Below are 17906 nucleotides of genomic sequence, written 5' to 3' on the forward strand. Positions count from 1 at the left end.
CAGTCACTCTAAAGCCACGTCGGATACCCGTGGTTGGCATAGCACTTTTCAAACCAAATAATTTATGAATGGGACAACGTAAACTATGAATTTCGAATTGAGAACCTACCACCAAGAGCTTGAACAAGCATTTGAAGAGCTGAGCGACTACAGTAAATACGATGACGGTTTCGAGGTGTTCGATATCGCCGAACTTGTGGAGGACCTAAACCGAAAAGCCGCCCGATTCGGGGCACCGATCGAACCTGAAGCGGCTATTCTGACACCTCGCGAGGGATTGATTCGCGTTGGCCGACTGTTGAACTGGTGCCATGAGCAGGTCGATGCTGAGTCCAAGAAGCTTGATCTCCTGCTAGAGAAAATCAGCCGATTGGAATCTCAGTCCACTCGCAAAGAGTGGTACACGATCAAAGAGGCCGCCGAGAAAACCGGTTTGGCCGAGTACACTTTGCGTCAGGGGTGCAACAAAGGGCGGTTTGAAGAGGCCTGGGTGCAGAAGAAGCGGGACGGCAAGTGGCGAATGAGCCACGTGGCCATTGAGACCATCCGGAATCAGGGGCTACCGGCTTGCTGTTGAGCCGTAGACGGTCGTGAGCCTGAGACTGCGGAGACTACCACTCTGAGAAACGTGTCCGAGCAACGGCGTCATGATGGCTCTTCCGATGCTGCCGAAATCGCTTCGTGAAGGTCTAACTGCCAAAATTCAAGAACCCCCGCCGGAATTTTTCCGGACGGGGTTTGCTTCGCACCGAGCATGCGAAGACACACTTGTAATTGCATGATACGATCTGACTCACTTGCCACTACACCTGTCCACAGGTGCGCATTCCTGTATACTTCTTCCAGAAGGGTTTACAAGCGAGATGTACTGAGGCGTGCACACAACTTTTGCTCAACCTTGCGGCAAGTGAGAAACACTCTGTCGTTACAAACACTCACGAAGCAATTCGGTACGTTGAAGCTGCCGGTGCAGCGGAACTGGATATAGGCACGATGAACAATCCAGCGGGCAACAATGTCTTCGAGGAAATCCAGTCACTTTGTCGAGATTTTCGAAAGCAACTCAAGGATGGCAGTACTCCATTGCTGGAAGACTTTCTTCAACGGATCGATGAGTCTGCTCGGGAGAATCTTTTCCAGAACCTATTAAACCTGGAGCTACAGTTTCTCAACAAGCAAGGTACTCCGCCGTCCTCGGATGAGTACCACCGGCGGTTTCCCCGATACGGGAGGTCGATCCGGCAGGCTTTCTTCGAGTCGACGATGATGTCTCAGATCGGGGTCGACACCCCCGCGGCGGAAAAGACGATTCTCGTCAATATGTCATTCGACCGCCGAATTGGGGAATACGATCTTGTTCGGGAGTTAGGTCGTGGCGGCTTCGGCATCGTTTACGAAGCCAAACATGTCCGCCGTCGTGATAGTGTCGCGCTCAAGACTCTGCCGAAGAATACCGAGGATCAATCGAATCCGATTCAAAATGCCGAACGCTTGCATAAATTTCGTCGCGAATTTCGTTCGCTCGCGGAGATCAACCATCCCAACTTGGTTGGTATGCAAACACTGGAAGTTGATGCAGACCAATGGTTCTTCACAATGGACCTCGTCCAAGGAGTGGACTTTATTGAGTATGTTCGACCAAATGGACAGTTAGACGAACCGCGAGTTCGAAAAGCCTTGAATCAAATGATTCGGGGAATCGCAGCCTTGCACGACCGCGGAATCGTCCATCGAGACCTCAAGCCAAGCAACGTCCTGGTCAGTGAAGAAGGCCGAGTGACAATCCTCGACTTCGGTCTTGTCGCGGAATTGCAACGGACGACAAACCAGACAGTCTCGATGAAATCCCGACAGTTCGCCGGAACACCTCGTTATGCAGCTCCCGAACAGATTTCCGGTACGAGATTACCGGCTTCCGATTGGTACGCACTGGGCGTGCTCATTTACGAAGCATTGACAGGAAAAGCACCGTTCGAGGGTTCGTATGTTGAAGTGATGATGAAAAAGCAGTCGGAGCCTGCCCCCCAGTTGAGTGAGAAACCGGATTTGCCACAAGATTTGGCAGAACTAGCGGATCAACTCCTCCAGGCCGACCCAGACTCGCGTCCCCATGCACAACAAATACGCGATGTGCTAGGAGTCGAAAGCGAAGCGACACAGGAAGACTCTACGGACAGTACTTCAGATCGTACCTTTACCTCCTCGAATGAATTCTTGGTCGGTCGCGAACAGCAGTTATCAGAGTTGCAGAAGGCCTTCGACCAGCTGCTTTCAAGTCAAAAAGCTGTGATCACGATGATCAGCGGTCGGAGTGGCGAGGGTAAATCATCGTTGGCAGACAAATTTTTGGAACCGCTTCGATTGAGCGACGATGTTCTCGTTCTTGGCGGACGATGTTATGACCGGGAGTCGGTCCCGTTCAAAGCCATCGACACACTGATCGATGCTCTCGTTGCTTTCTTTCGCTCTCGCCCTAGTGACGAAGTTCACAGCTGGTTGCCGGACGATATTGCGATGTTAGCTCAACTGTTCCCCGTGCTGCGGCGTGTGCAAGCAATTGCCGACCGATCCCAGCCGGAAATTCGTAGCATAGACAGTCGTCAAATCCGTTACCGTGCATTTAACGCACTACGCGATCTGTTCATCACCATCAGTCGCACCATGCCGATTGTATTGTTGATCGACGACCTGCAATGGGGCGACGCTGACAGTGCGGCGGCACTGTTCGAAGTTCTCACTCCCCCAGATTCACCCACTGTTTTACTGCTGGGAAGTTATCGCAGTGATGAGGCTGACGACAGCCCCTTTCTCACTGAATGGAAGCAGAAGAATCCGCTAGAGTCTGGTCCAATCCAAGAAACTCTGATCGAAGTGGCTGCCTTCACAGAAGTCGAATGCGTCCAACTGATTGCACATCGGCTAAGTGGCACAGGTGAGATGTCTCACGAGCAAGCCCGGAAACTCTATGAGGAATCGCGTGGCAATCCGTACCTTGTCGACCAACTGCTTGAAGGTTTTGATCAGCAAACGGGCGAATTTCAGGCAGTTCCGCTCGATCAGATAATTGCGCAACGGCTCCACCGACTCCCACCGGAAGCCGTCGAACTCTTGGAGGTGATCGCAGTCGCAGGACAAGCGGCAGTCATCGACGAGATCGCCGAAGTCGCGCAAACGACGAGTCAAGTGTATTCGACGCTCACCCATATGCGAAGTGAAAGGCTGATTCGGCTGATCGGTTCGTTCGGAACGCAACAGGTCGATACCTACCATGACAAAATTCGTGAAACAGTTTTATACCAGATGGATGAGGAGCGACGTCGAGAGCTACACACTCAATACGGTGAATTTCTCGAACAGACCGAGAATCTCTCGGCCGAGAAAATCAAACAGATTTTCGACCAAGACTTTACGCTTCAGGAGCAGGACCTTCCTGCCAGCGACCGCATTTTCGATTTGGCGTATCACTTTTATGCTGCCAATGACGAAAGGGCTTTCTTCTATCAGATGGTCGCTGGCGAACAAGCACTACGCACATATGCGATTGAAGACGCGAGCGATTTCTACGAACGTGCGGAACAGTTGCTTCCTAATGCCACGACGGAGAATATTCGGTTTCGGTTGTTTCTGGCGATTGGACGCATCGCACTGTGGAACAACTCGACTGAAACTTCGTTGAAGGCTTATAACAATGCCTTGGAAGCAGCAAGTTGCTCCCTGTCCCGTGCGAAGGCCAATGTTGGAATCGGTCATGTGCACAGTCAGCGTGGGCGATTCGATGACGCGATCAAATTCTATGATCGTGCTTTAAATGACATCGACCAGCCAAGGCGTAAAACGACAATTGGAAAACTCGCCTGGTTCGCCAAGGCAACGTTGACACTTCTTCTCATTCCACCAAAATTCTTGAGAATTCACGACAACACTGGTCAACAGAGTGCGCAATTGTGTCACGACGTGTTTTCGCGATTGGGGCCATGCATGCCGGAAAAGAGTTTAATTTCCGCAGCCGAAAGCTTCACACGAGGGTCTCTCGCTACTCTCGCGATGGGAGGTGAGCATCTTGTCGCCCAAAGCTACGCCAGTGCAGCATTTTTGTTCTCGGGATTTGGTACGCCTTGGATTGGAAATCGACTAATACGATGGTCAGGCCAGATCGAATCGCGACTCAACGACCCGGCTGTTCGTGGGATGCTCTGCTACAATTCAGGTATTGCCAATTATTGGGGCAGCCAACTTAAAACTGCTGAAAAGAATCTTGTGGAATCGCTTCCGCTCTTAAGACGCACTGGCAATTCTTACGAACAGATGGTTTCTTGTCACATGCTCCGTCACTTGTACGCCTTCTTTGGCAGCACAAGCTTGGAGGAGAAAGTTGCCAGACAGGTTTTAGAGTTGGCTCGCGAGACAAACAATGTTCAATGCACTTGTTGGGGCTTGTACGATGTCGCGAGTGCTCTAGCCCGCCGTGGAGAAATCATCGAGGCACTCGAATACATGCGACAGTCTCTCGACGCCTTGACGAACGAACGGTTCAACATGACCGAGACGATTCGCGGAAGTACCTACGGTTTTGTTCTGCTCCAAGCTTCAAGGCACGAGGAAGCACGCAAAGTTGCACTCGTGGCCTGGAAGAATGTGATGAAATGCCCAATTGATGTGACAATATTCTGTTTGCCGATCTTGATTGAGAGCATCCCCGGGCCGCATTGGAATTCAAACGTTCCGAAGGCCGATGTTAGAATACTCAAGCGACTGCTCCGGCGTGCTGTTCCGGTTTACTATTGCTACCCGAACCATCAGCCCCACTTGCTACGCGTGACGGGAAGAGCACACTTTGCGTTGGGCAATCATCGTAAGGCGATTCGAAAATTTCAAAAAGCAGTCAAAGTGGCCGCATCGAAGGGGATGGATTACCAACGTGCCAGGTGCCTCCTCGACCTTGCAGCAGTTCTAGAGGAAGATCGAGAAAAACACCGTCGTGAGGCGATTGAACTACTGAAGAAGATGGAATCCGTGATCCCATATGCGGAGCGTTGGCTTCTGGGCGACGATCCCGACATGGGTTGCGTAGCCTCACCTCCTGACGACATTGAAGTGCCAGCAACAGGGCTGTCGAAATAAGAGCAAGGCAACCGACGCCAAAACTCTTCAGTCACTGACATTCACATATTGCAGCGATGAAAAAGCGAGTAATCCGGATCGGAAATTCGCTCGGAAAACTATTCAACTCGACGCAATTATCGAATGATCCGGTGCAACGTCGAACCGTTCGGGAGCGACGACCTGTTCGTCGTATTGATCACCGAGTAGCCAACTTTCCGCGCGGGGGATTACGGATTCCATCTTCTTGAGTACCTTGATTGCCTCTTGCCGCAATTTATCCTGACCATTCGTTTGGACTGCGGCGAGGTCCAGTAGGCTTTTTGCGCGGTCGTATTCTGCGCCAAATTCGTCGGCTCGACGAATCGCCTTTGCAAAGCACCGAACCGCCTTCCGTGTATTGCCCTTCGCCGCATATGCCCTTCCCCTCGAACGCTGAGCTGGCGAGGCGATATCCGGATACAGCCAATCCATACCAATCGCAACCCGGCAAAGACGCTTGAGCCTTTTCCTGACAACTGGATCGATGGGCTGTGTCCAATTCGGGCCGACTAGGCTCTCGATCAAATAAGGTAGTGCACGCACTGACACATTCATCAGGAGTTTTCGCGACTTGACGAGATACCATCCGGCTTCCAAACTAAAACGAGCGGCTTCATAGGCAGATGCTTGGATTCGGACATACCCTTCCGTACAAAGGAATATTGCGTCTGTGAGATACCGCTCGCCAGTCTGCAAGAACCCTCGGGCTGCCTCAATGTGTTCAAGGGCAGCGGTGACATCACCTAGTCGAGCTAGGGCGTTGGCAATATCGTAGTGTCCCCAACACTGGGTTCGTTGGTCGTCCACTGCTTGAGCCGTTTGCAATGTCCTCCTGGCTGACTCAAGTTCTACAGAAGAAGATGCAATGACAGCATGCAGATGTCGATGCATGTGTGCTGCTAGACAACTGTAAGTGTGGAAGCCCGCTTGCGTCAGATGCTCGAATGCTAGTGAGTATTGCTCGTCGGCTAGCGATGGTTTGCTCGCATAGTGATTGGTCACAGCCGAACCCATTAGAAAAGTACCCTTCGACTCTTTGTCGTTGATCTGCTGCTCAACTGGCTCCGCTTTTTTTAGCAGCCATTTTCCAAGCCAGGGAAAACCATTGATCGCAAAACTTGCTGCGGAGGTTGCAACACCAACGCACCATACGCCTGGATTTTGGACGTACCGAGAAATATTCTGCATTTGCAGCATTATGAATGGATACGAAATGACGCCGTCAGCGAGTTCCCAAATCATTGCGACAAGGTCGATGTAAATCTCCTGGACAAGTGAATGCCTCGCAATTTCCGCGGTTTCGCAATTCGAATCTGCTCTCCATTTCGGTGGGCGTGTCGCAAGCCGCAACGCTTGAGAAACGCACTTGAGAATCGCGGCCAATCCTTTAGGTCGAGGCATATTCAGCTGAGTTAACGCTTTATCGTAAAAGTCCAAAGCAGATTGATAATTGCTGCGGACTTGATAAGTCGCTGCGATACCAGCGAAAACTACCGCGTGTTGCAGTGGAGTGTTAGCCTCTTTGGTGGCATGCTTAAAGTGAGTCAGTGCCAGATCGAACTCACGCAATCGTGTCAAAGTTTTTCCCAACCGATACTGGAGCCGGAATCGAATTCGCTGGGCTATATCGGAGGGACAGTGTGCCGCAGCGCGGTTGAGATACTCAAAGGCGTCTTCGGAAGCGTATGCCTCGAAGGAGAGTTCACCTGCGGCCATTTGATAAGCAAATCCTCTGGGATCGTCGGCCGCGTGGAAGTGATAGGCCAGATCAAAAATGCGATTTGATGAAGGAATCTCGATTGCTTCGAGGGTTACATCCCGCGTGAGTTGTTTTAGCATGTCTTCTGCCGTGACAGCCTCGGCAGATTCAATGTATTCTCCAAACTGGATGTGAAGCTTCTGTTTTTCCGATTCGGCTAGTCCGTCCAAGACGGTTTCACGAATTTTGTCATGGTAGGTATCAACAAGTTGGTGGTCGCTAGAACCTATCAAGCGGACAAGACGCTCACTCCGCATGTGGGTGATGGCGGAATACGCGTTACTAGCCTGATCTGAAACGTGAGTGACTTCGTCGATCCTCACCGACTGACCAGCAACCGCAATAGTTTCTAACAAAGGCCCTGCTGCCAAAGGTAGTCGCTGAAGTTTGCGGGCAATGATTTCCTGGAGCGGCACCGCCTCAAATTGCCCTGACTCAGCATCGAAGCCCTCGATCAACTGCTCCAAGAAATAGGGGTTGCCCTGAGTTCCATGGAAGACGTCCTTCATTTGTTCTTGCAATGCCTCGATATGGCACCCGACTCGTGCGGCGAACATGGAAAGGCATTGTTCCGCGGTTAGTGGCGAGACTTCGATGACTTTCTCATCCAATTTGGGATCGGCCTCGGGATTGCGTTCGCGCCATTCTCTCAGAAATGGACTCTCCTCGGCCTCATCGCTCCGGTAACTGCCCAGGAGCATCACAGCGGGGGCATCAGGCGGGAGTAGGAGCTCGTGGAGGGCAGCCGCACTGTCCGCATCGCCCCATTGCAAATCATCAATGAACAACAGGACCGGCGTTGACCGACCAATCGTCGTCAACAACTCTCGCAGTGCGGCAAAAGCTCGATAACGAATTTGTCGACTGTCGATTCCCGTCAAGCTAATCGTAGCTCGATCTGCAATCGCTTCCACCCGCTTCAAGACAGGAAACAAATGGGCCAGCATTGGAATGTCGTCTGGAAGGATATCGTCTGGTGTACGTGACCGCAGAGAGCTGACTAGCGAGTCAATTAGACTGTCGATAGCCTTGAACGGTACGGACTCACGGTCGTAACAACGGCCCGATAGCACGAGCAGTTCGCGACTTCGTCGGAGCGGCGCAATAAATTTCTCGACGAGCGACGTTTTACCCTCGCCGCTTCGGCCTCGAACCCAAACAACTTTGGGAAGCTTTGTAGCAGTCAGCTCCCTCCGAGCTGCTTCCAGTTCGGCGAGCTGCGAATCGCGACCCACCAGCAGCCACTCTGATTGAGTGGAATCTCCACGCAGCTGCGTGAATGTCGAGTCACGACTTGCGGAGTCGATTTGAATGCCGACTACATTGGCGATGGTTTGGACGGCAGGACGTTCGCTCGGTTGCCGTTCAAGCAAGGCGTCTGTGAGTCGGCAAACCTTCTGGGGAAGATCGGATCGTTCGCTAAGCTGCGGGGCCGTGCCATGTTGTTTCTTCATCATGACTTCGACAGCCGAACCGTTGAACGGTGCTTGGCCAGTGAGTGCCTCGTAGATCATGACACCCAGCGCATACCAATCGGATTCTTCAGACCACTCGCCGTGGGCCTGTTCGGGAGCGGCGTAGCGTGGTGTACCGGCAAAACTTTGGGAGCGAAGGGATGCCGTCTCGTCAGCTTTCTGCAATTTGGCGACCAACCCGAAATCCAGGATCACGACATGGCCGTCGTTTTCGACCATTACGTTGCTTGGTTTGAGGTCTCGGTGGACAATTCGCTTGGCGTGAAGAGCCGAGAGGCCTACCACAAGCTGGCGAAGTGTAGCCTGTAAGCGATCTTCGTCGAGTTTACTATGGGGCCGAACATAGCTGAGGAAATCGATTCCCTCGATCAGGTCCATCGTCAAGAACCATTGCTGACCCTCCACCTCCAGAGTCTGCATGCCAATCAGATTCGGGTGATTGACGTCGGCCAGCGAACGAAATTCTTGACGAAACTTATGTAAACGGTCGGCTTCGGTTGCGTGGTGGGATTGCTCAGAGAAATCAGTCGGCAGAGTTTTCAGAGCGACCAATTGATTTCGTCCGAGGTGCCGGGCTTTGTAGACGACTCCAAAGCCACCACGGCCCAACTCTTCAAGAAGTTCATACTCGCCCAACTTCCGAGCGGCGGGCATTCCGACGATCACCGTATTCTCGTCGGCTGGTGTGTCCCGCAGATGTTGGGACATCATCGTCGACTCAAAGAATGCCTGCCGAATCAGTTGAGCGAATTGCGGAAAGCGTTGAATGTAGTCGTCAGAGCCGGGATTCTCCCCTTGTCGACGCCGAAATTCTAAATCGATATGCAACAAGTTCTGAAAAAGTATTGGCTTCGAAGAACCGGAAGCCATTGAAAGGTATTCCTCGATACCGCGGTTCTCACCGCGTTTGAGTTGCCGACGGAATTCCTGACAAAGCGATTGGATTTTATCGAAGATATTAACGCTGATGTTGTTCATCCGACACAACCCGATGGAGAAATGGCCGCACTGAGTGCGGCAGCAACATGCCCAACTCGAATTGATAGCCGAAATAGTCAGTATTCGCCGATGACTTCACCACCTTGGATCGTCGACAGAGCACGATACGTTGCGAGTTCGATGTTCTCGTTCACAAATCGAACTGACCCGTCGCAAAGGAGGAAGTGGCATCCGCCTGGATGGAAACTGCGAAAATTGGTCCCCCAGTGTGGTCCACCATCCCAGCTGGGTTCCTTGTTTGTGGGAGCACCAATTGAGTGGAAGTAAGCATCTGTCGCCACCTCTTTATTGATTTTCTCGACAGTGCTTGCCAAACCTCCGGCATATTGTAATCCGAGTGACACGAGGTGCTCTTTGTTTGTCCCGTCAATTAGCCACGCATGTCCAGCAGTCCAACCACTAAGTGGCGTGGTACAACCAACACCATGGCACAAATCATAGCCAGATGCCGCTTCACCGACGGCAAATGTGTTGGTCGTTCCATCGGTGATACCAGCAATACGGGTCTTCGAATGCACGTAGAAGACGCCAACACTCTCGTTCGCAGGTTTCGGACCGTATCCGGAGCCAAAACAGACGGCGTCATCAAATCCCATTGAATACGCGTATGACGAGATGGCAAACGTATCACCAACTGGTAGTCCCAAGGCTGCCAACTCGGGCCTCGTAATCTTCGGGCTACTGGTATCGCTCGGACAGACGAACCCTGGAAGTGTGGTTTGCGCAATAACGCTCGACTGAAGGTACCACGGAGTTGTCGGATCGAGTTGAGAGTCAATTTTACCCTGATCGAGGTAGGCCAAGAGCGACACTGTCGGCCCACCGATTGTGTCGGTCGTTGAGTTGGCAATGAAGCGATATCCAGGTGGAAACTGCCGGTGCACATCGTGGTAATTGTGAAGAGCAATTCCGATTTGCTTGAGATTGTTTTTACATTGGGTCCTTCGGGCCGCTTCGCGGGCGTTTTGAACGGCTGGCAATAACAAAGCGATTAAAATGGCAATGATCGCGATCACGACAAGCAATTCAATCAGTGTGAACCCCAAGCTTTTTCGACCTGCCCTCTCACAAGTGACACTGCGCACGCCGATTCTCCTTGTGTTGGTTGTCCTCAACATGTTTTGAGCGGTTAGCGAGCGATCACTGTATATGGCCAGCTATACATGATCAACATCTGATCCTATATTGTTTAGCGGCTTTTCCGGAATGTATCGACAGCTTGTGTCGTGGTTGCAAGTACAACTACCCATTGAGATTAGGGATTACTTGCAATCTCCTTTAGAGATACTCGCCAGACTCGGGATACATACGGTTTGTTTGAACACAAAGGTTGCCTGAGAAGCCAGCGGCCTATTTTTCAATCCTGTCATCACTCAACGAAGAAACTACTTGTTAAAGAGCAGCCGATTCCTGATATCAGTCCAGTCATAGTTGGAGATCGTGCCGTACACGATGTTTGACCGTCTCGTCGGTAGCCCATCGATCGATTAACAAGTTCAGAGCTACCCGGCCGAGCGTATCTCAAGCAAAATGAGTGCTTCAAAACGACCAAGCCAGGAATTATCTGAGAGCGTCAACTTGAAGCGGTGTTTCGACTGTAAGACTAATTGACCTGACCTCACCGTTGAATTGCGGTCGCCACACTAGACCCGCACGTAAAACCGATGGGTAAATGTCCACTTGTTAGGCAAATAACCGATCCATCAGCTGACGCTCGTCGCCAGGAAATAAGTGCCGATATCGTTTCTTGATGGCTTCGTCACCGTTGTGCCCCATCCATTTGTCAATTGTCAGATCAGGAACATTTCGCCGGGCACAATTGGAACAGAAGGAATGCCTGAGAACGTGCCACCCCTTGACGACTCGCCATTTCGTGTCCTTGAGCGTGGTCTTGAAGTGATGGGTCGCTTGGTCCTTGGTCATCTGTGCGGCCCTGTCCTGGCGTGCCCCACTTCTCGTGATGTCCGCAGGCACCATGAAAGTGAAGACGCCTCCCGGATGACGCTCCAGCCATTCGCGAATGATCCGTTCCAGCCGTTTGTTCAACGGAACCTTGCGGATCGTGGTTCGGTGTTTGCGGCTCCCTTTTCGACTTCGTATTGCGACCGTCCGGTCGTTAAAATCCCAGTCCTCGATTTTGCTTTCGAGAATTTCCGACCGACGCGCGCCAGTGTAAGCGGCCATTGCGATTGCGGGACCGATGAATATGTGTCGGGCCGCAACAAAGGCATCCGCTACGAGTTCGTTGACCTGGGCTTCATCGAGAAACAGCCGGTCCCAGTACGCCGCTTGTTCTGCGTTGTTCGAGCTGCCACGTTCGATAATGTTCTCAATCTCTCCCCAGGTCATAAATGGCAAAGGCTCGTCAGAGAGCGAGAGCTTTGTCGACTTCGCCGGGCTGTCGACTGTGACATACCCCTTTTCAACTGCGATTTTCCAAATCTGATTGAACGTCACCAGTTCCTTTTCGATCGTTCGAGACGAAACGGTCTTGCCTTTCCGTCCCTGCTCTTTCGATCGCTTGTTCGCGTACCGCTGGAGCGTTTCGGTCGTAATTTCATTGATCGGGGTTTCACCACCGATTAACCGCAGGAAATGCTTGGAATGTGTCCGTTCGGTCGACACGCTATTGGCTTCCTTTCCGACGGCGTAGTTTTCGAAGTACTCCTCACAAAGCTCACTGAGAGTTGGAAGGGTATGAAATTCCGGCTTCTGGGTCACTTTGCCGCCGGAAAGAATAAATCGCCGGATTTCGCTCTGACTGGAATGCGGCGGCAGCGTGAGGACCCCTTCTTCCAAGAGCTGAATTGTTCGTTCGATCTCGCCTCTGCGGTTCTCGGCCTCCCGCTTCGATTTCGTTTTCAATGAAGGCTTGAATTGTTTTCCGGCGAAACGAAAGTAGATTTGCCAACTCGCCCCTGGTCCTGATTGATGAATGCTTGCCAACGGTATTTCCCCGACCTGTGTTGCTACGATGTCCTCAAAGCCCTCCTGTTTAGTAGCAAATTAGTAGCACAATTGGCAACACCAGAGCAATATCCGTTCAACATGCGACTGAGGGTCACTCGACCTAAACCACTCAATTGAATATGCTTACATCTAAAGACAACATGCGGGCAATATCGCGCCAACGTGTGGCACTTTAGGTAAAGGACCTAGTGGGCCTAACGCCCGTGGAGGTTCGAGTCCTCTCTTGGGCACTCATAACCCCTTGTCGCAATAACAATTGTGACAAGGGGTTTCGTTATGCGCTGTGGCGACGATCACAGTGTCGGCGAGTATTTGAGCGGTACTCGGGCCTGTCATATGATGGAAATTGTAAGAAGCCGTCTGCTTGGGGAAGCAGGCGGCTTCTTTTGAGTTTTGAAACTGGCTGTTCAAGAGTGACTAATATCGTAACGTCGTTTGCACGAAGAACTGTCTTGCGTCATCGCGTGGAAGGGTCAGGTCGACGTAGTCACCATAGAAGAACTCTGCGTATTGGAGTTGGATCGCAAAATTCGGGTTGTAGACATAGTTCACCAGGATGTCGAACTCCTGCCCGATATCCGCCTCGCCGACGGGGCGACCGAGTGGTGCTTGAGCGACGTTGTAGAGGACATCGTTGTCACTGGCGAGGTCGAACCAATGGTACGCGAAGAGGACATTGATCTTCTTATGAGGCTGAACCGAAGCTTGCAGACTATAGTTTAATAAGTTGGGGCCACCGAGGTTGTCGATCAATCCCCAATAGGCGTGGCCGAGCGGGAAATAGGGGACGAACGTGTTGTTGTAGTCATCATTGGGATCTTCATCACCGGAGCCCCACCAAACCAGCCCGGTGAACTTCGGTTTCCAGGGCATGTCGCTGAAGGTGTAGTTCAAGATCCCGGTGGCGAAACCTGCTTGAACCGTTTCGTCGAACTCATCATGACCGAATTGATAGCCACCTTCATTGTCCCAAGACCACGTTCCTGGTCCCATTGCACGTTTGCCAGCCCAACGCATCCCGACCAATTGTCGACTCCCGTCTGGGAATCGCGGCGGACGGGCTCGTTCGTCTTGTTCACGGAGCCACATCCAGTAGAAATCAAACGTGTTGTTGTCCACACCCGAGTACGTCGCATAGACAGATTGGAAGGTTCGGCTTTGGTCTGGTGAGTCACTGGCGTTGTCAAATTGTGGCACGCCTGCATTGCCGGTTGCGGAGTTCACGGGGCGAACTGTGAACGCATCGATCTTCCAGTCCCCGAGTTTCGTGAAGGCTTTGAAGCCCTCGAAATTTCGACGCGTATTGGAGTAGTCCAACGGTGAGATCAACCGCTGAGCACCGTACAGCAGTTCCTGGCGTCCATAGCGGAACCAAATGGGTTGGTCGTCGTAGGAACCGATCTTGAGGTCGGCGAACGCATTTTGGACATCCCAGCGGTTCACGTCGATTGGTGTGGCGGGTAGCTCTTCGCCGAACTGCGACGCATCAATCCCCTCGAAATAGAGCCGGAAATGATCGCCTGCCTTGGCATCGAAGTATTGACGCCAACGGAATAGGTTGTATGAACTCAGACCGGGACCGCCTGGCACCAGCCGATTCCGTTCGTCGTGATAACGGTTGCGGAGTTCGCCCCCGATCGAGAGTGTCCAATCGTCATCGAACAAAGTGAAGAGCGGCATGTCCTTCAAATTTTCGCCCAGGAAATACGGAGCCCCTGGTTTGTTCTTGTAGCTGAAGTCGTTGTCGAAGAAGTTGACTTTCCACGGTTGGACGGTCGGAGACGCAGGAGGCGTCGGTGTCGTTCGGGCACCATACGGGAATCTAGCCAACGCTGATGAGTCGACCGTTGATGTGGAAGCCACGTCGTCAGTGACCGCATCGATCTCTGCCGGAGCTTCGTCCGTGGCGAATTCGCCACTGTCATTAGGGGACTCTACAGAGTCCGTCGGGCCCGGTGCTGGCGGAACCTGGGCGTGGAGTGCAATTCCGCCACCGAGCGTCAACGCAACGCTCGTCAACCAATGTCGGAGAACCATCTTGACCTCCTGTCAGGACCGACAACAACTTGCCCGCCACGTAAATTTGGGATCGAAAATCGGGGACGTAGACGGGGAGCGGCATCCCGCGACGTCGAAGACTCGATCGACCCATCGACTGCTTTTCACGTACAAAAATCGACAAGGTCGCCGGCGTTTTCTTAGGAGTATCGAACATAACGCTCACAACCGTTAAATCCCGTTCGATACGACCAGCAGGCTACTTCGGACGTGACGACTCTCGGGAATCATTCCCAAATAGGACGCAGGGTACTGAACACTTCGTAGATTCAGGGCAAATAGCGAAGACCAATCCGCGGCCACAGTCCCATCAGGGGAACGTCGGACAGCAGCAACCGTGGAGTCCCGGAGGCCTGTTGCTTGACGGTAATAACTGGCTACAGAGAGTTGAGAAGGAATCGCACTCCGCTGTGCTCCCATGGGCGTTTGCCGTCCAGGAATCTCAGTGAAGCCTTGCGAAGTTCAGGGAACCATACGCCACACAACGCAAATTCTCGGCGTCGAATCTGAGCCAATGTGTCGGCAAGTGTTCAGTGGTAATGTTGGGAAGCCGGGGGGGGAGCAGCAGGGCGGCGACTCGCGGTGTACTGAAAGGACTCGTTACACGTTGATTCAAGCGTCAGGCGAGGCATTCCCACCCCGAAGAACGGCACCTGCTGGAAGGAAACCGATGCGGTCCAATGATCCAAGATATTCGGGTACGAGCACAAGTTCCAGAAATGAGAAAATAGGGCCGGCCAGACTCGAACTGGCAACCAACGGATTATGAGTCCGCTGCTCTAACCGATTGAGCTACGGCCCCATGAGGGCTGGATAATTTGCGATTCCTTGTGTCGTTCTCCCCGCGTGCCCTGTTACGGACTCTTGCTTTGCATTTCCGATCGCTTGGCGGCCTTCCGACTTCGCTGCGAAATGGAACAGAAAATCCCAACGTCCCGTGCCGAGATGCTTTGGGATTCTAGCGAACCGTACTTTGGGAGGAAACCTGATCTGGAAAGTCGGTCTGAATGGCTGGTTTTTCTGTTCCTGGAATCCCTAGTGATTGTGATGGAATGGTTGTAATTCGCGACCTATGGACCAGACAACTTTCGATCGGACCGTAACAATCAGCTTGATTACACCCCATTCGCTACGCACGAAACGATGTAGACGTGTGCCTCGATTTGTCTTCGCGAACCACGTCAATTCGACACGAAGAGACAGGAAAATGTTTGGTGTCGAAAATGTTGCGGCTACCGAAATCCAGGACCGTCCGACAAAGTTTGCTTGAAGTTGAGATGTACCCCGTGAGGGATTCGAACCCCCAACCTGCGGTGTAGAAAACCGCTGCACTATCCAATTGTGCTAACGGGGCAAAACTCTCATGTCTGAAGACGATAGCCTCACATATGAGGGTTCGTGGAAGGTCGCGTCCTGAGATTTCGACGGAAATCCAGACGGTTCTTCCACGGTCCGCTCAGGATACCGAATCCCGATTTTGGTTTCCAGGGCATGGATGGCTCAAAACCGCTTGATCGATGGTTGCTGCGAGCACCTGTGGCGGACACCACTGTCAACAAACGTTAACCTCGCTAACCGCGCGGAAAGGGAATCTCCGAATGCAGTCAATGCTCACGGGGGATCGAGCTTGTGATCCCGATCGTATCCCTCAAGTGCTTTTCAAACACATCCGGAAAATGGCCAAAATCATCCCGACGGTTGAATTCAAATCACATCGACAATGCCGATCGTGATGTGTGCTCTCCGCCGTTTTCGAGGGCGGATTTACGCGTCTGAGCCAGGACCACGACGAGCAGCATCAGGATCGTTGGTTGGAAGTGGACCTCCGCTTTCCAAGGTAAATTCAAAGGTGTTTTCTTCATCTTTGACTTCCTCTTTGAGATTGCTGTTTTGGTTGTATCGAGCAGGAATGGTCTCTTGAGGAGGCGGGGCTTCTGAATCATCCGGATCGGCAATTCCGGTTCGGATTCGCACGGTGTGCGAGCCGATTTTAGCACCCGGGACATCGGGCTTGTACTCGACGGTGAACTCTCCGTTGGCGTCCGTCATCCCATATGACGGTCGGCCTTCCTCGGGTTCGAACGTCACACGAGCTCCACTCAGCGGTTTTCCGTTAAACGTGACTTTTCCGGCGACCGGAGCGAGCGAAGGGAGATCTCCGCCGCCACATCCTGCGAGAAGTCCCGCGAGGACAGCCATCGCAGGGAACATGTTGTGAAACGGGATTTTCACGGAATTTTTTCCTCTTGATTTGATCGCGAATATCTCAGGATTCAACAAAACCTAATTGGGCTGCGATCCCCATTATTAGATGAGCCAACGCCCAACGTGACTTTTGTTTGGCGGAGGAATCGAGCGGTCTGACAATAACGCTCTTTGCGCAAATTTCCAATGCAATGAGCTGTGGCTATTTGAGCAAGAACTTTTTCCCGCAAGAAATACCTGCGTGATATTGATATCCGTTGGCGTCACAATTAGTGAATATCACGTAACATGAACAGACAATAGTGTCGATTCGTGTGGGACTGACTTGCCAACCTCTGACAATCTGTTACAACTAAAGTTCACCATTTTTTGATATCAACCCGTTCGGGCCAAATCTTTTTCCATTTGCAGGAGCTTCTGAATGCACCAAGTTGTGGGTAAAAAACGCGGATTCACGCTGATCGAGCTATTGGTCGTCATTGCGATCATCGCTATTCTGATCGCATTACTATTGCCAGCTGTTCAACAGGCTCGGGAAGCAGCCCGGCGAACTCAGTGCAAGAATAATCTGAAGCAAATTGGTGTCGCGACACACAATTACCACGATACCTACAAGAGCTTTCCGTCAGGGTGGATTCAGTCACGAACATCGGGAACGCTGGAGCCTGGCTGGGGTTGGGGAGCGTTAATCTTGCCATTCATTGAGCAAGGTAACCTGCACGAGCAAATGGGAGTGTCAACGGTTGATTTCGACCTTGTGGACGGCACCGATGATGGAACGGCCAGCCCTACACCGGAGACGGAAACAGTCTTAGACGCCTATCGTTGCCCTTCCGATACCGGTGGCGAGCTCAACAGCAACCGAGGTGGACATGCTGTTTCCAATTACATCGGTGTCTATGGGAGCTGCTGTCGGGACAATTTGAACGCTGGCAACGGTATGTTTTGGTCCAACAGTTCGGTTCGGATGCGGGATGTCGAAGACGGTACCACCCAAACCTTCATGATTGGCGAAATCAACAGAGACGAGCCTGAACGACGCGGTGGTATTTGGGCCGGATACTACACCAATGGAAAGTATGGTGGGGTTGTTTGGCAAACTGATAACACTGCTGCCGACGTCATCAATGGCACCAGTAACTTCACTTTCAGCAGTAAGCATCCGGGCGGGGCTCACTTCCTTGCCGCTGATGGCTCGACGCATTTTGTCAGCGAGAACATTGATGGTGTGATGTACGAGCGACTGGGCAACCGCAAAGACGGCCAAGTTGTTGAGTTTCCGTAGACAATTCAGGTCT

Annotated in this window: 8 protein-coding genes and 2 tRNA genes; 3 read left to right on the plus strand and 7 right to left on the minus strand. The window is 52.1% G+C overall.

From position 1 onward, the window contains the following. Window positions 1–85 precede the first annotated feature (85 nt). Both G6R38_RS12830 and G6R38_RS12835 read left to right on the plus strand, forming a co-directional pair. Window positions 86–577: a MerR family transcriptional regulator gene (locus G6R38_RS12830; RefSeq protein WP_166825665.1), complete on the plus strand. Its 492-nt coding sequence runs from the start codon at window positions 86–88 to the stop codon at window positions 575–577. 416 nt (window positions 578–993) lie between these two features. Beyond that, entirely contained in the window at window positions 994–5121 is a 4128-nt protein-coding gene (locus tag G6R38_RS12835; protein WP_166825669.1) for a serine/threonine-protein kinase, read from the plus strand. A gap of 102 nt (window positions 5122–5223) precedes the next feature. Here G6R38_RS12835 and G6R38_RS12840 read toward each other — a convergent pair whose 3' ends face one another. The 7 genes from G6R38_RS12840 to G6R38_RS12870 form a co-directional block, all read right to left on the minus strand. After that, window positions 5224–9354 carry a serine/threonine protein kinase gene (locus G6R38_RS12840; RefSeq protein WP_166825672.1) on the minus strand — a complete coding sequence of 1377 codons (4131 nt, stop codon included), beginning with the start codon at window positions 9352–9354 and terminating at the stop codon, window positions 5224–5226. Between the two features lie 77 nt (window positions 9355–9431). Further along, window positions 9432–10460 (minus strand): DUF1559 domain-containing protein, encoded by a 1029-nt coding sequence (locus G6R38_RS12845; RefSeq protein ID WP_166825675.1) that lies wholly within the window; start codon window positions 10458–10460, stop codon window positions 9432–9434. Window positions 10461–11058: 598 nt separating this feature from the next. After that, a complete protein-coding gene (locus G6R38_RS12850; protein WP_166825679.1) occupies window positions 11059–12321 on the minus strand; it encodes a tyrosine-type recombinase/integrase in 1263 nt (420 codons plus the stop codon). Window positions 12322–12762: 441 nt separating this feature from the next. Further along, complete coding sequence (locus G6R38_RS12855) at window positions 12763–14382, minus strand: alginate export family protein (RefSeq protein ID WP_166825682.1); 1620 nt, start codon at window positions 14380–14382, stop codon at window positions 12763–12765. Window positions 14383–15131: 749 nt separating this feature from the next. Continuing rightward, a tRNA-Ile gene (locus G6R38_RS12860) sits at window positions 15132–15205 on the minus strand. 478 nt (window positions 15206–15683) lie between these two features. After that, window positions 15684–15757 (minus strand) — tRNA-Arg (locus G6R38_RS12865). Window positions 15758–16167: 410 nt separating this feature from the next. Further along, the gene (locus tag G6R38_RS12870) at window positions 16168–16635 is read right to left on the minus strand and encodes a DUF4198 domain-containing protein (protein WP_166825686.1); all 468 of its coding nucleotides are present in this window, start codon (window positions 16633–16635) and stop codon (window positions 16168–16170) included. A gap of 394 nt (window positions 16636–17029) precedes the next feature. On the opposite strand from G6R38_RS12870, the gene G6R38_RS12875 reads away from it, so the two are divergent. After that, entirely contained in the window at window positions 17030–17893 is an 864-nt protein-coding gene (locus G6R38_RS12875) for a DUF1559 domain-containing protein (RefSeq protein WP_166825689.1), read from the plus strand. Window positions 17894–17906: the final 13 nt, after the last annotated feature.

It is taken from the genome of Thalassoroseus pseudoceratinae (genome assembly GCF_011634775.1).
Classification (GTDB): Bacteria; Planctomycetota; Planctomycetia; order Planctomycetales; family Planctomycetaceae; genus Thalassoroseus; species Thalassoroseus pseudoceratinae.